Source organism: Mycobacterium sp. P4_H6 (assembly GCF_056400845.1).
Window position 1 is genome coordinate 33,452 of sequence record NZ_JBFUKN010000038.1, and the last position, 22,509, is coordinate 55,960.

At 67.7% G+C, this 22,509-nt stretch carries 21 protein-coding genes; 6 read left to right on the forward strand and 15 right to left on the reverse strand.

Features of this window, described 5'->3' with window-relative positions; genetic code table 11:
• Positions 1-106: 106 nt before the first annotated feature.
• From AC1DTF_RS17180 to clpS, 7 genes are read right to left on the reverse strand one after another with little or no spacing between them, the layout of a single operon-like run.
• Positions 107-766: a rhomboid family intramembrane serine protease gene (locus AC1DTF_RS17180; RefSeq protein ID WP_477474935.1), complete on the reverse strand. Its 660-nt coding sequence runs from the start codon at positions 764-766 to the stop codon at positions 107-109.
• A complete protein-coding gene (locus tag AC1DTF_RS17185) occupies positions 763-1,734 on the reverse strand; it encodes a cysteine synthase (RefSeq protein WP_057167333.1) in 972 nt (323 codons plus the stop codon). The genes AC1DTF_RS17180 and AC1DTF_RS17185 overlap by 4 nt, the downstream gene beginning before the upstream one ends.
• Before the next feature lie 3 nt (positions 1,735-1,737).
• A complete protein-coding gene (locus tag AC1DTF_RS17190) occupies positions 1,738-2,010 on the reverse strand; it encodes a MoaD/ThiS family protein (protein WP_057167334.1) in 273 nt (90 codons plus the stop codon).
• A gap of 11 nt (positions 2,011-2,021) precedes the next feature.
• Complete coding sequence (locus AC1DTF_RS17195) at positions 2,022-2,438, reverse strand: M67 family metallopeptidase (RefSeq protein WP_057167335.1); 417 nt, start codon at positions 2,436-2,438, stop codon at positions 2,022-2,024.
• A 1-nt stretch (position 2,439) separates the two neighbouring features.
• On the reverse strand, positions 2,440-3,486 hold the full coding sequence (locus AC1DTF_RS17200; RefSeq protein ID WP_477474936.1) for a P1 family peptidase: 1,047 nt from the start codon (positions 3,484-3,486) through the stop codon (positions 2,440-2,442).
• The gene (aosR, locus tag AC1DTF_RS17205) at positions 3,483-4,067 is read right to left on the reverse strand and encodes an oxidative stress transcriptional regulator AosR (protein ID WP_057167361.1); all 585 of its coding nucleotides are present in this window, start codon (positions 4,065-4,067) and stop codon (positions 3,483-3,485) included. Before aosR ends, AC1DTF_RS17200 begins: the two co-directional genes overlap by 4 nt.
• Positions 4,068-4,069: 2 nt before the next feature.
• Complete coding sequence (gene clpS, locus AC1DTF_RS17210) at positions 4,070-4,384, reverse strand: ATP-dependent Clp protease adapter ClpS (protein ID WP_057167337.1); 315 nt, start codon at positions 4,382-4,384, stop codon at positions 4,070-4,072.
• Positions 4,385-4,499: 115 nt separating this feature from the next.
• On the opposite strand from clpS, the gene AC1DTF_RS17215 reads away from it, so the two are divergent.
• The 3 genes from AC1DTF_RS17215 (at position 4,500) to AC1DTF_RS17225 (ending at position 9,300) form a co-directional block, all read left to right on the forward strand.
• Positions 4,500-5,792 (forward strand): nicotinate phosphoribosyltransferase, encoded by a 1,293-nt coding sequence (locus AC1DTF_RS17215; RefSeq protein ID WP_477474945.1) that lies wholly within the window; start codon positions 4,500-4,502, stop codon positions 5,790-5,792.
• Positions 5,789-7,783 carry an ATP-dependent DNA helicase gene (locus AC1DTF_RS17220; RefSeq protein WP_477474937.1) on the forward strand — a complete coding sequence of 665 codons (1,995 nt, stop codon included), beginning with the start codon at positions 5,789-5,791 and terminating at the stop codon, positions 7,781-7,783. The genes AC1DTF_RS17215 and AC1DTF_RS17220 overlap by 4 nt, the downstream gene beginning before the upstream one ends.
• A gap of 83 nt (positions 7,784-7,866) precedes the next feature.
• Positions 7,867-9,300, forward strand: a complete 1,434-nt coding sequence (locus AC1DTF_RS17225; RefSeq protein WP_477474938.1) for a neutral zinc metallopeptidase — start codon at positions 7,867-7,869, stop codon at positions 9,298-9,300.
• Positions 9,301-9,336: 36 nt separating this feature from the next.
• Here AC1DTF_RS17225 and AC1DTF_RS17230 read toward each other — a convergent pair whose 3' ends face one another.
• The 3 genes from AC1DTF_RS17230 to glgP all read right to left on the reverse strand — a co-directional run bounded on the left by AC1DTF_RS17230 (position 9,337) and on the right by glgP (position 13,740).
• Positions 9,337-10,128 (reverse strand): MspA family porin, encoded by a 792-nt coding sequence (locus tag AC1DTF_RS17230; RefSeq protein ID WP_477474939.1) that lies wholly within the window; start codon positions 10,126-10,128, stop codon positions 9,337-9,339.
• 85 nt (positions 10,129-10,213) lie between these two features.
• Positions 10,214-11,065, reverse strand: coding sequence for a Vgb family protein (locus AC1DTF_RS17235; protein WP_477474946.1), 852 nt, complete (start codon positions 11,063-11,065; stop codon positions 10,214-10,216).
• A gap of 26 nt (positions 11,066-11,091) precedes the next feature.
• Positions 11,092-13,740 carry an alpha-glucan family phosphorylase gene (glgP, locus tag AC1DTF_RS17240; protein ID WP_477474940.1) on the reverse strand — a complete coding sequence of 883 codons (2,649 nt, stop codon included), beginning with the start codon at positions 13,738-13,740 and terminating at the stop codon, positions 11,092-11,094.
• A 205-nt stretch (positions 13,741-13,945) separates the two neighbouring features.
• On the opposite strand from glgP, the gene AC1DTF_RS17245 reads away from it, so the two are divergent.
• Together AC1DTF_RS17245 and glgB are read left to right on the forward strand one after the other, a co-directional pair.
• A complete protein-coding gene (locus AC1DTF_RS17245; protein ID WP_057167342.1) occupies positions 13,946-16,015 on the forward strand; it encodes an alpha-1,4-glucan--maltose-1-phosphate maltosyltransferase in 2,070 nt (689 codons plus the stop codon).
• 7 nt (positions 16,016-16,022) lie between these two features.
• Complete coding sequence (gene glgB / locus AC1DTF_RS17250; RefSeq protein WP_057167343.1) at positions 16,023-18,221, forward strand: 1,4-alpha-glucan branching protein GlgB; 2,199 nt, start codon at positions 16,023-16,025, stop codon at positions 18,219-18,221.
• Positions 18,222-18,293: 72 nt separating this feature from the next.
• On the opposite strand, the gene AC1DTF_RS17255 is transcribed toward glgB, so the two are convergent.
• The 3 genes from AC1DTF_RS17255 to AC1DTF_RS17265 all read right to left on the reverse strand — a co-directional run bounded on the left by AC1DTF_RS17255 (position 18,294) and on the right by AC1DTF_RS17265 (position 20,808).
• Positions 18,294-19,187, reverse strand: coding sequence for a co-chaperone YbbN (locus AC1DTF_RS17255; RefSeq protein WP_477474941.1), 894 nt, complete (start codon positions 19,185-19,187; stop codon positions 18,294-18,296).
• On the reverse strand, positions 19,184-19,561 hold the full coding sequence (locus tag AC1DTF_RS17260) for a DUF3817 domain-containing protein (protein ID WP_477474942.1): 378 nt from the start codon (positions 19,559-19,561) through the stop codon (positions 19,184-19,186). Before AC1DTF_RS17260 ends, AC1DTF_RS17255 begins: the two co-directional genes overlap by 4 nt.
• A gap of 65 nt (positions 19,562-19,626) precedes the next feature.
• Positions 19,627-20,808, reverse strand: a complete 1,182-nt coding sequence (locus AC1DTF_RS17265; RefSeq protein ID WP_477474947.1) for an acetyl-CoA C-acetyltransferase — start codon at positions 20,806-20,808, stop codon at positions 19,627-19,629.
• Positions 20,809-20,902: 94 nt separating this feature from the next.
• Here AC1DTF_RS17265 and mce point away from each other — a divergent pair, with 94 nt between their 5' ends.
• Positions 20,903-21,379, forward strand: coding sequence for a methylmalonyl-CoA epimerase (gene mce, locus AC1DTF_RS17270; protein ID WP_477474943.1), 477 nt, complete (start codon positions 20,903-20,905; stop codon positions 21,377-21,379).
• Positions 21,380-21,390: 11 nt separating this feature from the next.
• Here mce and AC1DTF_RS17275 read toward each other — a convergent pair whose 3' ends face one another.
• Complete coding sequence (locus tag AC1DTF_RS17275; protein ID WP_477474944.1) at positions 21,391-21,681, reverse strand: hypothetical protein; 291 nt, start codon at positions 21,679-21,681, stop codon at positions 21,391-21,393.
• 16 nt (positions 21,682-21,697) lie between these two features.
• Complete coding sequence (gene nucS / locus AC1DTF_RS17280) at positions 21,698-22,372, reverse strand: endonuclease NucS (RefSeq protein ID WP_057167347.1); 675 nt, start codon at positions 22,370-22,372, stop codon at positions 21,698-21,700.
• Positions 22,373-22,509: the final 137 nt, after the last annotated feature.

Consider the following 22,509-nt stretch of genomic DNA (forward strand, 5'->3'; position numbering starts at 1 on the left):
GTTTCATTTTGTGTCCCCGCCGTGACGCGGGACGGCGCCGCGCCGGGCCGTCTGCTGCGCATCATTCGCGTCGGACAGTGGTCCGACGCACACAGCACACGCGACCTCAGCCGATCGACGGGGCGCCGGTCGTTCGCCGCGCACGGGCCTTGCGTTCCGGCCCGGACAACACGTACGCCGCGATGAACCCGGCGATCGCGCCGCACAGATGCCCCTGCCAGGACACCCCGGGAGTCCCGGGGACCACGCCGAGCAGGACACCGCCGTAGACCAGCGCGACGATGACTCCGACGACGATCTCCCAGGCGGTGCGGGTGAAGAAACCGAACACGATCAGGAAAGTCAGCCACCCGAAGATCAGCCCGGACGCCCCGATGTGATTGGTGGTGCACTGCACGCCCACGTAGGGGCAGTGCGCGCCGATATTGCCGATCAGCCAGGTGCCGAATCCGCCGAGCACCCAGATGATGGCGGTGGCGCCGATGAAGCGCCCCATGCCCGCCAGGGTCATCAGGAAACCGAGCACCAACGCGGGCACCGTGTTGGCGATCAGGTGCGGCCAGCCGCCGTGCAGCAGCGGCGCCCACAGGATCCCCCACAGCCCGTCGGTCTGCAGCGGCCGGATGCCGTCGTTGTCGAGGCGGTGCCCCATGGCGGTGTCGACGATCTCCACGACGTAGAGCAGTGCGACGAAACCGATGACCGTCGCACCGCCGACCACCCAGGCCGGCTTCTTCTTCGGCTCGGGGGTGACCGGGTAATTCATGCCCACAACTGCCCTTCCAACGCGTCCTCTGCGTCATCGAGGCTACCGGCGTAGGCACCGGTGGACAGATACTTCCAGCCGGCGTCGCACACGGTGAACGCGATATCGGCGCGTTCACCGGCCTTGATCGCCTTGGCCGCCATGCCCAGCGCGGCGTGYAGGATCGCGCCGGTGGAGATGCCCGCGAAGATGCCTTCCACCTGCACGATCTCCCGGGTCCGCTTGACGGCGTCGAAGGCACCCACCGAGAACCGGGTGGTCAGCACCTCCGGGTCGTAGAGCTCGGGCACGAAACCCTCGTCGATGTTGCGCAGCGCGTACACGCCTTCGCCGTAGCGGGGCTCGGCGGCCACGATCTGAATCCCGGGCACCCGCTCGCGCAGGAACCGACCGGTGCCCATCAGCGTGCCGGTGGTGCCGAGCCCGCCGACGAAGTGGGTGATCTCCGGCAGGTCGGCCAGCAATTCGGGCCCGGTCCCCTCGTAGTGCGCCGCGGCGTTGGCGGGGTTGCCGTACTGGTAGAGCATCACCCACGAAGGGTTCTGCGCGGCAAGCTCTTTGGCGTGCGCGACGGCGGTGTTCGAGCCGCCCTCGGCCGCACTGAAGATGATCTTGGCGCCGTAGAGCTCCAGGAGCTGGCGTCGCTCGATCGAGGTGTTCTCCGGCATCACGCAGATCAGCCGGTAGCCCTTGAGCAGCGCCGCCATGGCCAGGGAGATGCCGGTGTTGCCGCTGGTCGGCTCCAGCAGGGTGTCGCCGGGTTTGATGAGCCCGTCGCGCTCGGCCTGCTCGATCATCCGCAGCGCGGGCCGGTCCTTGATGGAGCCGGTGGGGTTGCGATCTTCCAGCTTGGCCCACAGCCGCACGTGCGGGCCGTTCTCGTCTTCGTCCCAGCGCGGCGAAAGCCGCTGCAGGCCGACCAGTGGGGTGTTTCCCAGCGCCTGCAGCAGCGAGTCGTATCGCGTCAAGGCTTACCCACCTGCAACGGCGGGCAGGATCGTCACCGAATCACCGTCGGCGATCACGGTTTCCAGGCCACCGGAGAACCGGACGTCCTCATCGTTGACGTAGATGTTGACGAAGCGGTGCAACTTGCCGTTGTCCACCAGGCGCTCGGAGATCCCCGAGTAGTTGCTCTCGAGATCGGCGATGATGGCCTGCAAGGTGTCACCGGCGGCGTTCACCCGCTTCTCCCCGCCGGTGTGGGTGCGCAAGATGGTGGGGATCGACACGACTACTGACACGGTGGCTCCTTTTATCCGTACTGCTCGACGATGCTGACAGGTTCTTCGGTGACGACGCCGTCGAGGATGCGATAGCTGCGCAGTTCGTGCACCTCGGGGTCGCGGGTGGAGATGAGCACATAATGGGCGTCGGGCTCTGCGGCGATCGCGACGTCGGTGCGGCTCGGATAGGCCTCGGTCCCTGTGTGCGAGTGATAGATCACCACTGGCACTTCGTCGGCCTCGTCCATCGCCTTCCACACCCGGAGGTGCTCCATGGAGTCAAACCGGTAGAACGTCGGGGACCGCTCGGCATTGACCATCTGGATGAAACGCTCAGCGCGATCCGAACCCTCCGGTCCGGCGATCACACCGCACGCTTCGTCGGGATGGTCGGCGCGCGCGTGGGCGACCATGGCGTCCACCAGATCGGCGCGGATCACCAGCACGTCAAGACTCCGTTTCTCGGGGGAACGCTCCGGGCAACAGGCCCCGGTAGGTGGGTATTCCGGCGATCGACTCCGCTGCCAGCACACCGACCAGTACGGCACGGGCCAGGCAGTCGGCCGCGGCGGCGCCGATCGCGGTGAGCAGCGCCGTCTCCGGTGACATCGCAGTCGGGACCTTCTCCGACGGCGGCACCTGCACCGCCCCGGTGGCCAGCGCGAACACGGTGTCACCGTCCACCGGAGTGTGCGCCGGACGGATGGTGTGGGCAAGTCCGTCCTGGGCCGCGATGGCGATGCGGCGACACCCGGCCGGGCTGATCGCCGCGTCGGTGGCGACGACGGCGATGGTGGTGTTCAGCGGGCCGCTCTTCTTGTCGAGGCCGGCGAAGTCGGCCACCTCGTCGGGCGGCGGCGCGGTCAATCCGAACGCGGCGATGAGGTCGGCCATCCAGGGCAGCCCGGTGGCCGGGTCGATCACATTGCCCCCGGAGTTGACGGCGACGACCGCCCCCACCGTCACCCCGATATCGGGCAGGGTCAGCGAGGCGGTACCGATCCCGCCCTTGAGGACGCCGGCGCGGGCTCCGGCCCCGGCACCGACGTTGCCGACCGCCACGCGGTCGCCGGCGGACTGCACGGCGGTATACCCGAACTCCGCGCCCGGGCGGCAGCCCCAACCGCCGACCGGCAGATCGAAGATGACCGCGCCCGGCACGATCGGCACCACGCCGCCGTCCATCGACACACCGCGGCCATGCTCCTCGAGCCAGGTCATCACGCCGTCGGCGGCGGCCAGTCCGTAGGCGCTGCCGCCGGTGAGCAGCACCGCATCGACGTGGCGGACGCTGTTCGACGGGTCCAGCAGATCGGTCTCGCGGCTGCCCGGGGCCCCGCCCCGGCAGTCCACCGCACCGACCGTGCCCTCCGGCGCCAACACGACGGTGCTGCCGCACGCCCATCCCGAGCCCAGCGTGGCGTCATCGTCGATCCGGTGGTGATGACCGACCCGGATGCCGGCAACATCGGTGATGGAGCCGAAATCGGTCACGGACGCGACCCCATGAGGCTGAGCACCAGGTACTCCTGCAGCACCGTCAGCCACTGATACACGTCGAGGTGGCCGGCCATCGGATGCCCGACGGGCAGTTGGTCGAGGCCTTCGGGACCGATCTCCAGCATCGCACCGAGTGCAAGCCGCACATCGTTGACCGACGAGGCCCAGGCTTGCGCGTCGTCCTCGGAGAGCTCGAACTTCCCGCCACCCTCCGGCATGGTGTCCAGCAGGCGTTGCGCCGCTTGCCGTTTCGCATCGATGATGGCCGGCTCATGCAGGCTGCGCAGCGCACTGTTCAAGCTGTCGGCCGCCGCGGAGCCCGCGGGATGGCCGTTGCGGGACCGGAAGAAGTCCGGCAGCAACCGTTTCATCGTCTCGTCCTCGGGCGGCGACGAATGCCCGGTCCGGATCCCGGTGATTTCGCTGAGTTCGTCAGCCGGAGCGGCAGATTCGCGATCGTCGAGCATCCCGGTCAGCGATGTCACCAGATTGCGCAGCAGCGCAGCCTCGTGGGCGGCCAGCGAAGACCGGAATCGGGGTCCGTCGGCACCGTCGATCCGCTTCCATTTCCGCACGATCAGCGGTCCTGCTGCATGGTGGCCCACAACCCGGCGGAGTGCAGCTTGGTGACGTCGACCTCCATCGACTCACGGCTGCCGGCCGAGACGACGGCCTTGCCCTCGGTGTGCACCTGCATCATGAGTTTGGTGGCGTGCGGTTCGGAGTAGCCGAACAGTTTCTGGAACACGTAGGTCACATACGACATCAGATTGACCGGGTCGTCCCACACGACCGTCACCCAGGGACTGTCCGTGGCGGCGTCTTCGCGGCGGTCGACGTCGGCCGCCGTGTCCTCCCGGGTACCCGGCTTGGTCCGCGCTGGGGTAACCATGACGCACAGGATACCGGGGGCCGACTGCACGCCCGAACCGGAACGGTACCGATACGGTGAGATCGTGAGCGATGGCGTGAGCACAGCACTGCTGACGGACAAATACGAGTTGACCATGCTCGCGGCTGCGCTGCGCGACGGCTCGGCCCACAAGCGCTGCACCTTCGAGGTGTTCGCGCGACGGCTGCCCGAGGGGCGGCGCTACGGAGTCGTCGCCGGCACCGGGCGCTTCGTGGAAGCGCTGGCGCAGTTCACCTTCGACGAGCGAACCCTGGCGGCGGTGTCCGACTTCCTGGACGCCGACACGTGCGCGTTCCTGTCGGATTTCCGGTTCACCGGCGATGTGCACGGTTACCCGGAGGGTGAGCTCTACTTCCCGAACTCGCCGGTGCTCTCGGTGCGCGGCAGCTTCGCCGAGTGCGTCGTCCTGGAAACCCTGGCGCTGTCCATCCTCAATCACGACAGCGCCATCGCCTCGGCCGCGGCCAGGATGGTGGCGGCAGCCGGTGGCCGTCAGCTCATCGAGATGGGTTCGCGGCGCACCCATGAGGAGGCCGCCGTTGCCGCGGCTCGGGCGGCCTGGATCGCCGGATTCAACGGCAGCTCCAACCTGGCCGCCCAGCAGCGCTACGGGGTTCCGGCGCTGGGCACCAGCGCGCATGCCTTCACCCTGCTGCACACCACCGCCGACGGAACAGATGGCGCCGCCGCGCGAGATCTGTCAGAACGCTCCGCGTTCCGGGCACAGGTCGACGCGCTCGGTGTCGGCACCACCCTGCTGGTGGACACCTACGACATCACCGCCGGCGTCGCCAACGCCATCGCGGTCGCCGGCCCCGAACTGGGGGCGGTGCGGATCGACTCCGGTGAACTCGCCGTGCTGGTCCGCCAGGTGCGCGACCAGCTGGACAGTCTCGGCGCCACCGGCACCAAGATCGTGGTCTCCAGCGACCTCGACGAGTTCGCCATCGCCGCGCTGCGGGCCGAACCCGTGGACAGTTACGGCGTCGGCACCTCGCTGGTCACCGGCTCGGGCGCACCGACCGCCGGCATGGTCTACAAGCTCGTCGAGGTCGACGGCATCACCGTGCAGAAACGCAGCGCGCACAAGGCGTCTGCGGGCGGCAGCAAGCAGGCGCTGCGGGTCGCCAAGCCGTCCGGGACCGTCGTGGAAGAGGTCGTCTATCCGGCGGGCCACCCACCGGTGACCGAAGACGGCTTCAGCGCCCGGCCGTTGTCGGTCGAAATGGTCCGGAGCGGGCAGCCCGTGCACAAGCACGACCTCGAGGAGGCCCGCGCCCGGGTGGCGGCCGGGCTCGGCAGCCTGCCGTGGGACGGTCTCAAACTGTCCAGGGGCGAGCCGGCCATCCCGACCCGCGTCGTGGCACCGGACAAACCCCCGTCGTGACCAAGAGCTCAGTCACCGAATTGCTCGCCTCGGCGGTCGCGGCGCTCGGCGGGGCACAGCGGCCCGGCCAGGTCGAGATGGCGCAGGCCGTCACCGAGGCGTTCGACACCGGCCGCCATCTCGCCGTGCAGGCCGGCACCGGCACCGGCAAGTCGCTGGCCTATCTGGTGCCGTCCATCGCGCGGGCGGTCGCGGCCAACGAACCCGTGGTGGTGTCCACCGCCACCATCGCCCTGCAACGGCAGCTGGTGGACCGCGACCTGCCCCGGCTCGCCGACGCCCTCGCCGGCCTGCTCCCCCGGCGCCCCACCTTCGCGCTGCTGAAGGGACGCGGAAATTACCTGTGCCTGAACAAGATTCACAACGGCAGTACCACCGAATCGACGGAGGACCGCCCGCAGGAGGAACTGTTCGACGCGGTCGCCGCCACCGCGCTGGGACGCGATGTGCAGCGTTTGACGAGCTGGTCCTCCGACACCGAGACCGGTGACCGCGACGACCTTGTCCCCGGGGTGCCGGACAGGTCCTGGGGCCAGGTCAGCGTGTCGGCGCGCGAATGCATCGGGGTGTCACGCTGCCCGTTCAGCACCGACTGTTTCTCGGAGAAGGCCCGCGCCAAGGCCGGCAACGCCGATGTGGTGGTCACCAATCACGCGCTACTGGCGATCGACGCGATCGCCGATGCCTCGGTGCTGCCCGAACACGACCTGCTGGTGGTCGACGAGGCGCACGAACTGGTCGACCGGGTCACCAGCGTGGCCACCGGGGAACTCTCGGCCACCGTGCTCGGCGCGGCGCAGCGACGGATCGGCAGGCTGGTCGCCGACGAACTCTCCGACCGCATGGAGGCCGCCGGGGCCAACCTGGCCTCGGCCATCTACGACGCCGAACCCGGGCGCATCGACCACCTCGACGACGAGCTGGCCACCTACCTGACGGCGCTGCGCGACGCGGCGTTCACCATCCGGTCCGCGATCGACACCACCCCCACGGACCCGCAGGCGGCCGCCGCGCGCACCGAGGCCGTCACCGCGGTGACCGAGATCGGCGATATCGCGGCACGCATCCTGGACTCGTTCGGCCCGGCGATCCCCGACCGCTTCGACGTGGTGTGGCTCGACCACGAGGAGAACCATCGGGGCGGCGGAGGAAAACGGGCCATCCTGCGGGTGGCGCCGCTGTCGGTGTCAGGGTTGTTGCGCACCAGGCTCTTCGAACAATCCACCGCGGTGCTGACCTCGGCGACACTGACCATCGGTGGCAACTTCGACGGGATGGCCGCGGCCTGGGGACTGTCCGGCGGGGAAGGCAAGACCACATGGCGCGGTCTGGACGTCGGGTCGCCGTTCGACCATGCCAAGTCCGGAATCCTCTACGTGGCCAAACACCTGCCCCCGCCCGGGCGTGACGGCACCGGCTCGCCGGCCCAGCTCGACGAGATCGAGGCGCTGATCAACGCCGCCGGCGGGCGCACCCTTGGCCTGTTCTCCTCGATGCGCGCGGCCAAGGCGACCGCCGAGGTGATGGCCGAACGCCTCTCGACGCCGGTGCTGTGCCAGGGCGAGGACACCACCGCCGCCCTGGTGCAACGGTTCGCCGACGACGAGGAGACCTCGCTGTTCGGCACCCTGTCGCTCTGGCAGGGCGTCGACGTGCCCGGGCGCACGCTGTCGCTGGTGCTGATCGACCGGATTCCGTTCCCGCGTCCCGATGATCCACTGCTGACCGCACGCCAGCGCGYCATCGCCGCGCGCGGCGGCAACGGATTCATGGCGGTGGCGGCCAACCACGCCGCGCTGCTGCTGTCCCAGGGGGCGGGCCGGCTACTGCGCCGGGTCGACGATCGCGGCGTCGTCGCGGTGCTGGATTCCCGGATGGCGACGGCCCGCTACGGCGGTTATCTGCGCTCATCGCTGCCGCCGTTCTGGGCGACGACCGATCACGATCGCGTCATCGCCGCGCTGGGCCGGCTGACCGCTCGGCCCGGATAACCGCCACCACCGGCAGATTTTCACTATCCTGGCTGCACAAACGCGGCAGGCCCGTCCGGGCGCACCGAAAGGCGGGGCACCATATGAGGCGCCGACAGTTGACGGGTGCGGCGCTGGTCGCCTGCATCGCGCTCCTGCTCAGTGGGTGTGGACAGGAACTGCAGGGCAACGCGGTGTCGGTGTTCGCCGACCCGTTCCGGGTGGCGGGTATGCCCGCCACCGACGGACCGACCGGTCTGCGCGATGACGCCGCCGAACCCACCCGTGAGGTGACCGATACCGACGGCGGCGAGATCGACCACCTCGCGGTCAGCTCGATCAGTGACATCGAGGAGTTCTGGGAGACGGCCTACCCCGAGACCTTCGATGACGACTTCACTCCGGTGTCCGACGTGATCTCCTGGGACGCAGATGGTTTCGACGGCGTCTTTTGCGACACCGACACCTACAACCTGGTCAACGCCGCGTTCTGCCACGAGGACGAGACGATCGGCTGGGACCGCGGCGTGCTGCTGCCCTCGCTGCGCCGGGCCAACGGCGACATGGCCGTCACCATGGTGCTGGCCCACGAGTACGGCCACGCGGTGCAGGAACAGGCGGGGATGGTCACCAGGTCGACGCCGACCCTGGTGTCCGAACAGCAGGCAGACTGCCTGGCCGGGGTCTACATGCGCTGGGTCGCCGAAGGGAACTCACCGCGGTTCACACTGTCCACCGGTGACGGGCTGAACAACCTGCTGGCCGCGATGATCGCGTTCCGCGACCCCCTGCTCAGTGAGGGCGACTCCGACGTCGGCGACGATGAACACGGTTCGGCGTTCGAGCGGGTGTCGGCATTCCAGTTCGGGTTCACCGACGGCGCCGGGTCCTGCGCGACGATGGACCCCGCGGAGATCAAACAGCGCCGCGGCGATCTGCCGGTGTTGTTGCCGGAGGACCAGTCCGGGGAGCTGCAGATCACCGAGGACTCGGTGCGTTCCATCATGGACGCGATGGAGATCCTGTTCGACCCGGCCGAGCCACCCGAACTCACCTTCGAGCCGCAGGACTGTCCGGACGCCGATTCCGATGCGCCGGTGACGTTCTGCCCGGCCACCAACACGATCGCGGTGGACCTGCCGGCACTGGAGATGCTCGGCGCGCAATCCGATGACGAGGACACCGGGCTGGTCACCGGGGACAACACCGGATATTCGGTGCTGGTGTCGCGGTACATGCAGTCGATCCAGCATCAGCACGGCGGCGTCGCCCTGAACACGGCGCAGGCCGCGCTGCGCACCGCGTGCCTGACCGGGGTCGCGACCACGAAGATGGTCGACGAGGTGAACACCCCGGACGGCAACACGATTCAGCTCACCGCGGGCGATGTGGACGAGGCGGTGTCCGGCATCCTGCTCAACGGTCTGGCCGCCAGCGACGTGAACGGTGAATCGGTGCCGTCGGGCTTTTCCCGGATCGATGCGTTCCGGGTGGGTGTGCTCGGCGAGCAGGACCGCTGCTTCAAGCGGTTCCCCTGACGGCGGGCGGCCGCGCAGCGACTCGGGGTGGCTGGATCAGACCACCTTGGTCTCGCCGTAATAGGCCAGCACCGAATCGGATTCGTCCGTCGAGCGGGTCAGGAACGCAAACGAGCGGATGAAGGACTGGCCAACGCACCCGTCGATCTTGACCTGGAAATTGCTCACCAACACCCACGGGTTGGACCCCCGGAACTCCTTCTCGGTCACCGGGACCATGTTGATGATGCCGGGCTTCAGCCCGACGGCCACACCACCCACGACCGGGGTGGTCAGCACCGGGACCAGCCCGTCGAGTCCCGGTGATGCCACCTCGATACCGGCCAGGCCGAGTGACGGGGACATGCCCGCGGTGCCGGTGAGGGTGACACCGTTCGATGTGCTCATGTCGACACCGCAACCGATCTGGTAGCCGACCTCCAGCACACCTTCGGGGATCTCACCGCCTTCGGGCCCGGAAATGTTCCCGGTGAAGGTGCCGCCGACGATGTAGCTGCGCGACGACAGTGCGGTGGTCAGCGGTGCGGCGATCAGTTGGGTCTCGTTGACCGCGGACAGCGTCAGCCTCCAGCCGTCCGGTGTCTCGGTGCTCGTCGGCGGTGGGGAGGCCACCAAACCGTGCAGCTGTGGTTGAGGCTGCGGCGCCGCGACCGAGGCGGGCTGCATCATCGGGGCGAGCGGAGGCTCCAGGGCGGGGTCGACGGCGGGCGCGAACACCGGGTCGACATCGGGCTCGTTCGGGTCGATGCCTGGGTCCCCCGCAGCGACCGGGGCGCACAGCACGGCGGCCGCCACCACCACGGTGAACAGGGCAAAGGGCCGTGGCACGACAAACCCCGCAGTAGGCACCTCGAGGAACTTACATCGCCTATGTAACTCTGCGGCCACGACAAGGACACGGCCGGTGCGGGACTCAGCCGACCGGCAACCGCCACAGGTATCCGGCTTCCATCGCCACCCACAGCGCACCGTCACCGGCGATGGCCAGCCCGTGCGGTTCGCCGTTCTCGATCAGGTCGATCGTGCTCACCTCGCCGTCGGCCGTGATCCGGGCGATCTGGTCGGACCCCCACAGGCTGACCCACACCCCACCGGACGGATCGGCGACCACGGCGTGCGGCTTGCCGGGCAGGTCGAGTTCCTGGATGGCCTCACGGGTGGGAATCCGGCCGACCTTGTCGGCGAGAATCTCGGTGAACCAGATGGCGTCGTCGTGGGTGGCGGCGATCCCGACCGGTCCGGACCGTGGCGTGGGCACCTCGCGTACCCGTAGCGAGCCGGACGGTTCGAGCCGGCCGACCGCGTTGGCCTCGTTGAGGGTGAACCACAGGGCGCCGTCGGGGCCCGCGGTGATCATCGACGGCATGCCGCCGGGGGTGGCCACCTCGGTGACCGTGCCGTCGACGTCGACTCTGCCGATCACGCCGGAATTCATCGCGGTGAACCACAGGGCGCCGTCGGGACCCGCGGTGATGCCGAAAGGCGCGCTGCCGGAGGGCATTTCGACCTCGCTGAGCACACCGGCGGTGGTGATCCGGCCGATCCGGTCATCGCCGTTACGGGTGAACCACAAGGCACCGTCCGGGCCGGCGGTGATGATCGAGGGCCTACTGTCCGGCGCGACGTCGTAGACGGTCACATCGCCGGCTGCGGTGACGCGGGCGATCTGCCCGCTGTGCACCAGGGTCACCCACATGGCTCCGTCGGGACCCGCGGCCAGCGCGTACGGCCCGCTGGGGAGGTCGACCACCAGGATCTGGTTCATGTCCTCCTCGCTCCGCTCGCCCACCCTCACGCCAGGGTGACCAGCGCCAGTTCGTTCTCCCCGGCCAGCAGGCGGTGGTGCGGCAGCACCCGCACCGTGTAGCCGACCGGACCGGCCAGCGGCAGCGGCGTGGTCGTGGAGAAGATCTGGTTACCACCCACGGTGCCGGTGTGCGTCATCGCCACCTTCACCGGGTCCTGCAGGATGTCGCCGCTGTCGACCCGACCCACGACCGCCTGCACGACGACTTCGTCGGGCGCCAGCCCGGCCAGATACACCGATGCGGTGAGCGTCAGTTCACTGCCGATCAGCGGCGTGTCGGGCAGACCGTAACTGTCCACATCGGTGATCTGGATCTTCGACCATTCCTGTTGCGCCCGTGAACGATACGCAGCCAACTGGCGTGCCGCGCCGAACGGCACCCCGGTGGAGTCCTCGGTCGGCTCGATGGTGGCGCGCAAGGATTTCGCCGCAGGCGCGTAGTACTTCTCGGTGTAGTCGCGGACCATGCGCGAGGCGAGCACCTTGGGCCCGAGTGCCTGCAGGGTGTGGCGCACCATCTCCACCCAACGGGACGGCACGCCGTGTTCGTTGCGGTCGTAGAACGTGGTGGTCACCGAGGATTCGAGGAGCTCATACAGCGCGCCGGCCTCGATATCGTCGCGGCGGCTCTCATCGGCAAGCCCGTCGGCGGTCGGGATCTCCCAGCCGTTCTCGCCGTCGTACCACTCGTCCCACCAGCCGTCGCGGATGGACAGGTTCAGCCCGCCGTTGAGAGCGCTCTTCATGCCCGAGGTACCGCAGGCCTCCAGCGGGCGCAGCGGGTTGTTCAGCCAGACATCACAGCCCCAGTACAGCAGCCGGGCCATCGACATGTCGTAGTCCGGCAGGAAGGCGATCCGGTGCCTCACGTCCGCACGGTCGGCGAACCGCACGATCTGCTGGATCAGCGCCTTGCCACCGTCATCGGCGGGGTGGGACTTGCCCGCGACGATCAGCTGCACCGGACGGTCGGCGTCGAGCAGCAGCCGCTCCAACCGCTCCTGATCGCGCAGCATCAACGTCAACCGCTTGTAGGTGGGCACCCGGCGGGCGAACCCGACGGTCAGCACATCGGGATCGAATGCTGTTGCGATCCAGCTCAGTTCAGCCTCCGAGGCACCTCGCTCCAGCCAGGAACGACGCAGTCGTGCGCGCACGTCCTCGATGAGCTGACCGCGCAGCTCGGAGCGGATCCGCCATAGATGACCGGCGTCGACCTGCTGCAGTTTGTGCCAGGTGTCCGCTTCGCTGAGCGAGCCGAGGTCGTCACTGCCGATCAGTTCGCGGGCCAGTTCCACCCATTGCGGCGCCGCCCACGTGGGTGCGTGCACACCGTTGGTGATTGAACCGATCGGCACCTCACCCGGGTCGAAGCCCGGCCACAGCTCGTTGAACATCGCCCTGCTGACCCGGCCGTGCAGCAACGACACCCCATTGGCCCGCTGGGCCAGCCGCAGACCCATGTGTGCCATGTTGAACTTCGACGGATCGTCCTCGGCACCGAAGGCGAGCACCCGTTCCAGCGGGACACCCGGCAGCAGCCGGGTATCTGACTCATGCTCTTCGCGCGAGCGCTCATCGGTCACATGCTCTTCGCGCAAGCGCTCATCGGCGAAATACCGGGTCACCATGTCGACGGGGAACCGGTCGATACCGGCGGGCACCGGGGTGTGGGTGGTGAACACCGTGGACGACCGGACCACCGTGAGTGCGGTGTCGAAGTCGAGTCCGGCGTCGATCAGCTCGCGGATCCGCTCCACCCCGAGGAAACCGGCATGCCCCTCGTTCATGTGGAACACCTCCGGGGCGGGTAGCCCCTCCACCTCGGTGTAGGCCCGGATGGCGCGGACACCGCCGATACCGGCCAGAATCTCTTGTTTGATCCGGTGTTCCTGGTCACCGCCGTAGAGCCGGTCGGTCACCCCGCGCAGATCGTGCTCGTTCTCGCCGATATCGGAATCGAGCAGCAGCAATGGGATTCGGCCGACCTGGGCGACCCAGACATGCGCGAACAGTTGCCTGCCGTCGGGCATGGCGAGTTCGATGAGCACGGCCTGGCCCTCGGCGTCGGTCAGCAGCCTCAGCGGGAGCCCCTGCGGGTCCAGCGACGGATAGGTCTCGTGCTGCCAACCGTCGGCGGTCAGCGACTGCCGGAAGTACCCCGACCGGTAGTACAGCCCGACCGCGATCAGCGGCAGCCCCAGATCCGAGGCGGATTTCAGGTGGTCACCGGCCAGGATGCCCAGACCGCCGGAGTAGTTGGGCAGCACCTCGGCCACACCGAACTCCATGGAGAAATAGGCGATTCCGTTGGGCAGCTCCACCCCGTCGCCCGCCTGGTGCTGATACCACAACGGGCGGCTCAGATAGTCGTCCAGATCCGCGGCGAGCGCGTCGACACGCTGCAGGAATCCCTCGTCGACGGCGAGCTCGTCCAGACGTCGCGGACTGACCAGACCGAGTAGCGCCACCGGATCGGCACCGACCTGGTCCCACAGCGTCGCATCGATGGCGGCGAACAGGTCCTGCGTCGGTTTGTGCCATGACCAGCGCAGGTTGACCGACAATTTCTCCAGTGCGGAGAGCCGCTCGGGGAGATGTGCTCGGACCGTGAATCTGCGGAGGGCTTTCACGCGGCTCCACCTTACTGACCGACCCGCGGTGCGGCCCGGAGGTGTCGCTTCGGTCACCGGAGTCATCTCATCTCGCCCCCCGATGTGTCCCTGACACTAGGTTGGGTACTCACAGTCGGTAACGAGCGCGTCGAGGCAGAAACACAGAGACCAGACGGACCGCGGTCACCGAAGTCGGGGCCGCGCCGAGTGAGGAGATTCGTGCGTGACCGGTCGTATCGGAATCGATGACGTCGCGCCCGCGCTGTCCGGTGGACGATTTCCCGCCAAGGCGGTAGTCGGCGAAGTGGTACCGGTGCGGGCAACGGTGTGGCGGGAGGGTCACGACGCGGTGTCGGCCACGCTCGTGGTGCGCTATCACGGCACGGCCTATCCTCAGCTGGCCCCGGACCCGCCGGGTTTGGTCTCGGAGCCCTCACCCCCGGTGACGCCGCCGCGGATCAAACCACTGGTGCTGCCGATGACACCCGGCCGCACACCCGATGTGCTGCACGGTCAGTTCACCCCGGACCAGGTCGGCATGTGGACCTTCCGAGTCGACGGCTGGGGCGATCCGATCGCCACGTGGCGCAAGGGCGTGACCGCCAAGCTCGACGCCGGCCAGGGTGAAACCGAACTGAACAACGATCTGCTCATCGGTGCTCAGCTGCTGGAGCGGGCCGCCACCGGCGTGCCACGCGAGCAGCGCCGACCGCTGGTCGATGCCGCGGCCGCGCTGCGCGAACCGGGTGATCCGTTCACCCGTGCCGGCGCCGCCCTGTCTCCCGCCATCGCCGATCTGCTGGATCGCTATCCGCTGCGCGAACTGCTCACTCGCGGTGAGCAATTCGGAGTGTGGGTCGATCGGCCGCAGGCCCGCTTCTCGGCCTGGTACGAACTGTTCCCGCGTTCCACCGGCGGCTGGGACAGCAACGGCAAACCGGTGCACGGCACCTTCGCCACCGCCGCCAAGGATCTCCCCCGGGTCGCCCGGATGGGCTTCGACGTCGTGTATCTGCCCCCGATCCACCCGATCGGCAAGGTGCACAGAAAAGGGCGCAACAACAGCGTGACCGCGGCCGAGGGCGACGTCGGCTCCCCGTGGGCGATCGGAAGCACCGAGGGTGGTCATGACGCCATCCACCCCGACCTCGGCACCATCGAGGACTTCGACGACTTCGTCGCGGCCGCAGCCGATCAGGGACTGTCGGTCGCACTCGATCTCGCGCTGCAGTGCGCGCCAGATCACCCCTGGGCGCAGGCACATCCGGAGTGGTTCACCGTGCTGCCCGACGGCACCATCGCCTATGCGGAGAATCCGCCGAAGAAGTATCAGGACATCTACCCGCTGAACTTCGACAACGACCCGGCCGGGCTCTACGCCGAGGTGCTCCGGGTGGTGCGGTACTGGATATCGCACGGCGTCAAGATCTTCCGGGTGGACAACCCGCACACCAAGCCGCCCAACTTCTGGGCGTGGCTGATCGGCAAGGTCAAGGACGAGGATCCCGACGTGCTGTTCCTCGCCGAGGCCTTCACCCGGCCGGCGCGGTTGTACGGTCTGGCCAAACTGGGCTTCACCCAGTCCTATTCGTACTTCACCTGGCGCACCGCCAAGTGGGAACTCATCGAGTACGGCGAACAGATCGCCGAGTATGCCGACTGCGCGCGCCCGAACCTGTTCGTCAACACCCCGGACATCCTGCACGAAAGCCTGCAACACGGCGGTCCCGGCATGTTCGCCATCCGGGCGGTACTGGCCTCGACCTTCAGTTCGGTGTGGGGCGTGTACTCGGGTTTCGAGCTGTTCGAGCACCGGGCGGTGCGCGAAGGCAGCGAGGAATACCTGGACTCGGAGAAATACGAGCTGCGTCCACGCGATTTCGAGGCGGCGGTGGCCACCGGCCAGTCGCTGGAGCCGTTCATCGGCAGGCTCAACGAGATCCGGCGGCTGCACCCGGCGCTGGAGCAGCTGCGCACCATCAAGTTCCACCACGTCGACAATGACGCGATCCTGGCCTACAGCAAGTTCGATCCGGTCACCGGTGACTGTGTGCTGGTGGTGGTGACCCTCAACCCGTTCGGCCCCGAGGAAGGCACCGTCTGGCTGGACATGGCAGGCCTGGGCATGGAGCCCTACGACCGATTCTGGGTGCGAGATGAAGTCACCGGTGACGAATACCACTGGGGCCAGGCCAATTACGTGCGCCTGGACCCGGGACGGGCGGTTGCACACATCCTCAACATGCCTTTGATCCCGTACGAATCTCGACTGAGCCTCTTACGGAGGGAGTGAGTAAATCTTGACTCAAACCAACCCCAACACCAGCATTCACCTGCGCCCCGGTGCGAACGACCTGCACCGGCTGAGCGCCGGCGAGCATCACGACCCGCACTCGATCCTGGGCGCGCACGAATACGGCGACCACACGGTCATCCGCGCGCTGCGCCCGCACGCCGAGTCGGTGACCGCGCTGATCGGCGGTGAGCGCTATCCGCTGAATCACCTGGAGGCAGGCCTGTTCGCGGGCGCAGTACCGTTCACCGACCTGATCGACTACCGCCTCGAGGTGCAGTACCCCGACGCCCCGGCCATCACGGTCGCCGATGCCTACCGATTCCTGCCCACCCTCGGCGAGATCGACCTGCACCTGTTCGCCGAGGGTCGCCACGAGCGACTGTGGGAAACCCTGGGCGCGCACCGCCGCAGCTTCACCACGCCGGATGGCGTGGTGGAGGGTTACTCGTTCGCGGTCTGGGCGCCGAACGCCAAGGGCATCAGCCTGATCGGCGAGTTCAACCACTGGGACGGCGGCCAGGCACCGATGCGGGTGCTGGGCTCGACCGGCGTCTGGGAACTGTTCTGGCCCGATTTCCCCGAAGACGGCCTCTACAAGTTCCGGGTCCACGGGGTCGACGGCTCGGTCAGCGACCGGGCGGATCCATTCGCCTTCGCCGCCGAGGTGCCGCCACGGACGGCGTCGCGGGTCAACACCAGTGACTACAGCTGGAACGACGATGAATGGATGGCCGGGCGCGCGCTGCGCAATCCGGTCTTCGAACCGATGAGCACCTACGAGGTGCACCTGATGTCGTGGCGGCCGGGCCTGACCTACCGCGAGTTGGCGGTCGAACTCACCGACTACCTCGTCGAGCACGGTTTCACCCACGTCGAGATGCTGCCGGTCGCGGCGCATCCGTTCAGCGGTTCCTGGGGTTACCAGGTGACCTCCTACTACGCACCCACACCGCGCCTGGGCAGTCCCGACGATCTGCGCTATCTGATCGACACGCTGCACCAGGCCGGCATCGGCGTGATCATCGACTGGGTGCCCGCGCACTTCCCGAAGGACGCCTGGGCGCTGGGCCGTTTCGACGGGACCGCGCTCTACGAGCACTCCGATCCGCGGCGCGGCGAGCAACTCGATTGGGGCACCTACGTTTTCGACTTCGGGCGCCCCGAGGTCCGGAACTTCCTGGTGGCGAACGCGCTGTACTGGTTACAGGAGTACCACGTCGACGGCCTGCGGGTCGACGCGGTGGCATCAATGCTGTACCTGGACTACTCGCGGCCGGCCGACGGCTGGACGCCCAACATCTACGGCGGTCGGGAGAACCTGGAGGCGGTGCAGTTCCTGCAGGAGATGAACGCCACGGTGCACAAGGTGACCCCCGGCATCGTCACGATCGCCGAGGAGTCGACCTCGTGGCCAGGCGTGACGAGACCGACCAACCTTGGCGGCCTTGGCTTTTCGATGAAGTGGAACATGGGCTGGATGAACGACACCCTGGAGTTCATCAAGCGCGACCCGATTCACCGCAGCTATCACCACCACGAGATCACCTTCTCGATGCTCTACGCGTTCAGCGAGAACTTCGTCCTGCCGATCAGCCACGACGAGGTGGTGCACGGCAAGGGCACGTTGTGGAGCCGGATGCCGGGCAACGACCACAACAAGGCAGCGGGCCTGCGCGGGCTGCTGGCCTACCAGTGGGCACACCCGGGTAAGCAGTTGCTGTTCATGGGCCAGGAGTTCGGCCAGCGCGCCGAATGGTCCGAGGAACGCGGTGTGGACTGGTATCAGCTGTCCGAGCAGAGCTTCTCGACCGGGATCTCGAATCTGGTGACCGATATCAACGCCCTCTACCGCAGCCGCCGGGCGCTGTGGTCCCGCGACACCGTGCCCGACGGCTACTCGTGGATCGACGCCAACGACTCGGCGAACAATGTGCTGAGCTTCCTGCGCTTCGGTGACGACGGCTCGACGCTGGCCTGCGTGTTCAACTTCTCCGGGAACGAGCATGGGCAGTACCGGCTGGGGCTGCCGCAGTCCGGGACGTGGCGGGAGGTGCTCAACACCGACGCCACCATCTACAACGGGTCCGGTATCGGCAACCTGGGATCGGTGGAGGCGACGGCCGAGCCGTGGCACGGGCGCCCTGCGTCGGCGGTCATGGCACTGCCACCGTTGGCCGCGCTCTGGTTCGAGCTGGAACAGTAGCCCCGCGAAACAGACACGAATGGCCCCTATTTCCTACGAAATAAGGGCCATTCGTGTGTTCTCGGGCAGTTGTCAGTAGAGCGCGTTCGCCAGCTTGCGGCGGGCCGCGATGACCTCCGGGTCGGCGGCGTCGAAGAGATCGAACAATTCGATCAGTCGGGTGCGGGCGGCGGTGCGCTCGTCCCCGGCGGTGGCTTTGATCAACGCGATCAGCCGGTCGAAGGCGGCTTCGACGTTCTGCTGCAGGATCTCGACGTCAGCGGCGGCGAAGGCGGCTTCGGCATCGCCGGGCGCCGCATCGGCCAGCGCCGGTGCCTCGACCGGTCGGGTCGTCGCCCGCTGCAGGAACGTGATCTGCCGAACCGCACCGATCGCCTCGGCGTCGGTGGGTTTGGCCGCCAGAATGGCCTCGTAGGCCGTCAGCGCCGCGTCGAAATCACCGTCGTCCAGGTAGGCGCGGGCCTGCTCCAACTCCGGGTCGGCCTGCTCGGGCTGTTCGGGGACCCCGCTGAGCTTGCCCGCCGTGGCGCTGATCAGTGAATCGATCCACTGACGCAACTGATCGGGCGGCTGCGGGCCCTGGAAGCTGGAGATCGGCTGACCGCCGGCCAGAGCCACCACGGTGGGTACTGCCTGCACGCCGAACATCTGCGCCACCCGCGGGGTGGTGTCGACGTTGACCATGGCCAGCGACCACGTGCCGCCATCGGTCTGGGCCAGGGCGCCCAGCGCCTCCCCCAACTGGACGCTTGCGTCGCTGCGCGGCGTCCACAGCAGGACGACGACCGGGATCTCGCTGGAACGGACCAGCACCTCGGCTTCCAGATTCGCCTCGGTGACCTGGACCGCGCCGGTCACCTCGGCGGGCGCCGCGGCACCCGGGGGCGGCGRCGGTGGCTGCTTGAGCGCGGAGAGATCGAATGCACCGGCCAGGGCCGGTCCGACGGAAGGGCGTGGGCGTGTCACGCCACCAAGTTTGGCACGTCCTCGCCGGCGCCGGCAGCGACGGTAGGTCCACCGATCCGGCCGGTCCGGTCGGCCCAGATGACGAAGATCACACTTCCCAGCGGCACGATGCTGCCCAGCAACGCCAGCACCCAGGTCACGACGTTCCATTTGCGCGCGATACCGACCAGCAGTGCGCCGACCAGGAAGGCCATGAAGATGCCACCGTGGATAGGGCCGAAGATCTTCACACCGATCTCGGTCTGCGGGGAACCGACGTACTTGAAGTACATCCCGACCAGCAGTCCGGCCCAGCTGAGTGCTTCCGCGATCGCGATGATCCGGAACCAGYCCGCCACGCTGCGGACGTCATAGTTGTTTGCCATGAGCGCCATTGTGCCGCAGCGGGCGGCCAGCTACTACATTGTGTCGTTGCTCAAACTGAGCGCATTCTCAGCGGTCAGGGACGGCGCAGGATCAGAGCGTCGCCCTGTCCGCCCGCGCCGCACAGCGCGGCGACGGCGTAGCCCGAGCCCTTGCGCGCCAGCTCCAGCGCCGCGTGCAGGGTGATGCGGGCACCGGAGGTGCCGATCGGGTGACCGATGGCGATCGCGCCGCCGTTGACGTTCACCTTCGCCGGGTCCACCCCGAGTTCCTTGGTGGACGCCAGCGACACCGCGGCGAACGCCTCGTTGATCTCGATGACATCGAGCTGATCGACGGTGATGCCCTCGCGCGCAATGGCCTTCTTGATGGCGTTGGCCGGCTGGCTCTGCAACGTCGAATCCGGGCCGGCCACCACACCGTGCGCACCGATCTCGGCCAGCCAGCTCAGCCCGAGTTCGGTGGCCTTGGCCTTGCTCATCACCACGACGGCAGCGGCGCCGTCGGAGATCTGGGAGGCCGAACCGGCAGTGATGGTGCCGTCCTTGCGGAAGGCCGGACGCAGCCCGCCCAGGGACTCCGCGGTGGTGTTCGCGCGGATGCCCTCATCCTCGTTGAACTCGATCGGGTCACCCTTGCGCTGCGGAATCTGCACCGGCACCACCTCGTCGGCGAAGACGCCGTCCTTCCACGCCGCGGCGGCCTTCTGATGCGACTGCGCGGCCAGTTCGTCCTGCTCGGCGCGGGTGAACTGGTCGACATCATTGCGCTGTTCGGTCAGCGCGCCCATCGGCTGATCGGTGAACACATCGTGCAGGCCGTCATAGGCCAGGTGATCCACCAGCGTGGTGTCGCCGTACTTGAAACCCTCGCGGCTCTTGGGCAGCAGATGGGGGGCCTGGCTCATCGATTCCTGGCCACCGGCGACCACCACCTCGAATTCCCCGGCGCGGATCAGCTGATCGGCCAGCGCGATGGCGTCGATTCCGGACAGGCACATCTTGTTGATGGTCAGCGACGGCACATCCCAGCCGATACCGGCGCCGACGGCGGCCTGGCGGGCGGGCATCTGCCCGGCACCGGCGGTCAGCACCTGGCCCATGATCACGTAGTCGACCAGCGACGCCGGGACCTGGGCTTTCTCCAGAGCTGCCTTGATCGCGAGGGCACCGAGGTCGCTGCCCGAGAAATCTTTCAGCGAGCCCATCAGCTTGCCGACGGGGGTCCGCGCTCCCGCAACGATCACCGAGGTCGTCATTTCCATCCTCCAAAGAATTTGTAACGGGCCTGAGAAGGCAAGTGTGGCCGATCACACAGGCATAAAAACTGCAATGTCAGGTTACTTTTACTCTATGACCACCGACCACGTCGATGCCCGCCCGGCACTCGCCAGCGCGCTGGTGACCGCGATCGATCACGTGGGTATTGCCGTGCCCGATCTGGATGCGGCCATCAAGTGGTATCACGACCACCTCGGCATGATCGTGCTGCACGAGGAGGTCAACGAGGACCAGGGCGTTCGCGAGGCCATGCTCTCGGTGCGCGGCTCGGCCAAGGACAGCGCACAGATCCAGCTGCTGGCCCCGCTGGACGAGTCCTCGACGATCGCCAAGTTCATCAGCACCCGCGGCCCCGGCCTGCAGCAGCTGGCCTACCGCACCAGCGATATCGACGCCCTCTCGGAACGGTTGCGCGCCGACGGTGTGCGCCTGCTCTACGACGCGCCGCGCCGGGGTACTGCGGACTCGCGGATCAACTTCATCCACCCCAAGGACGCCGGCGGGGTTCTCATCGAACTCGTCGAGCCCAAGGTCGACGCAGTTCATTAGAACGCCGCCCACTAGGACCAGCGTCTGGTCGGGCCGCGGTTGGCCCGGTTGTTCCAGCAGGACGTGTGCCAGTGCCTGCGGTCCTCGATATCACCGTATTCGACCGGCAGCACCACCACATGCGCGACTCCGGGCTGGATCTCATGATCGCAACCCGGGCACCGATAGGCCTTGGTGGCCCGTGCCGCCGACACCGTCTTGACCTCGTAGTCGTAGCCGTCCGGACCCGATTCCACGCGCCGCTGCGACAGCCACTGCGGCACCGGTCGGTCCGCACGACGGTCGGGGCGACGCCTTCCCACTAGAAACCGCTTCCCACTAGAACAGCCGGAACTCGTTGCTGTCCAGGCCGCGCATCTTGTCGTAATCGAGTATCACGCAACGAATTCCGCGGTCGGTGGCCAAGGTGCGGGCTTGCGGTTTGATCTGCTGGGCCGCGAAGACGCCACTGACCGGGGCCAGCAGGGTGTCGCGGTTGAGCAGTTCCAGATAACGGGTCAGCTGCTCGACGCCGTCGATCTCACCGCGGCGCTTGATCTCCACCGCCACCGACCGGCCGGTCTCGTCGCGGCACATCAGGTCGACGGGCCCGATCGCCGTCATGTACTCCCTGCGCACCAGTGTGAATCCGGTACCCAGCAGCTCGACATGTTCGGCGAGCAGCTCCTGCAGATGGGCTTCCACACCGTCCTTCACCAGGCCCGGGTCCACCCCGAGCTCATGGCTGGAGTCGTGCTCGATGTCCTCCACGGTGATACGCAGCTGCTCGCCGGCCTTGTTCTCCACCACCCAGACCGGCGCTGCCCCCTCGGTCAGCTCTTCCTGGGTCCAACACGGTGGGGTCATCCAGTTCAGCGGCTTGTAGGCGCGATCATCGGCGTGCACACTCACCGATCCGTCGGCCTTGAACAGCAACAGACGCCGAGCGGACGGGAGGTGTGCCGTGAGCCGGCCGACGTAGTCGACGGTGCACTGGGCGATGACGAGACGCACCGAACCACCATAGATTGCGCCCGCCGGTTCACTAGGCTGACGCCACGATGACGGACAAGAAGAACGCGGCCCAACGTCTCGGTCTGGTCCTTGAGCGCATGACGAGACAAACCGGTCGCGTCACCGACACCTCGGAG

Excerpts from the sequence above, each read along its gene's own strand:
- AC1DTF_RS17180 (WP_477474935.1), bottom strand. The coding sequence starts at position 766 with ATGAATTACCCGGTCACCCCCGAGCCGAAGAAGAAGCCGGCCTGGGTG.
- clpS (WP_057167337.1), bottom strand. The coding sequence starts at position 4,384 with ATGGTTACCCCAGCGCGGACCAAGCCGGGTACCCGGGAGGACACGGCG.
- AC1DTF_RS17215 (WP_477474945.1), top strand. The coding sequence starts at position 4,500 with ATGCTCGCGGCTGCGCTGCGCGACGGCTCGGCCCACAAGCGCTGCACC.
- AC1DTF_RS17225 (WP_477474938.1), top strand. The coding sequence starts at position 7,867 with ATGAGGCGCCGACAGTTGACGGGTGCGGCGCTGGTCGCCTGCATCGCG.
- AC1DTF_RS17235 (WP_477474946.1), bottom strand. The coding sequence starts at position 11,065 with ATGAACCAGATCCTGGTGGTCGACCTCCCCAGCGGGCCGTACGCGCTG.
- AC1DTF_RS17265 (WP_477474947.1), bottom strand. The coding sequence starts at position 20,808 with ATGACGACCTCGGTGATCGTTGCGGGAGCGCGGACCCCCGTCGGCAAG.
- mce (WP_477474943.1), top strand. The coding sequence starts at position 20,903 with ATGACCACCGACCACGTCGATGCCCGCCCGGCACTCGCCAGCGCGCTG.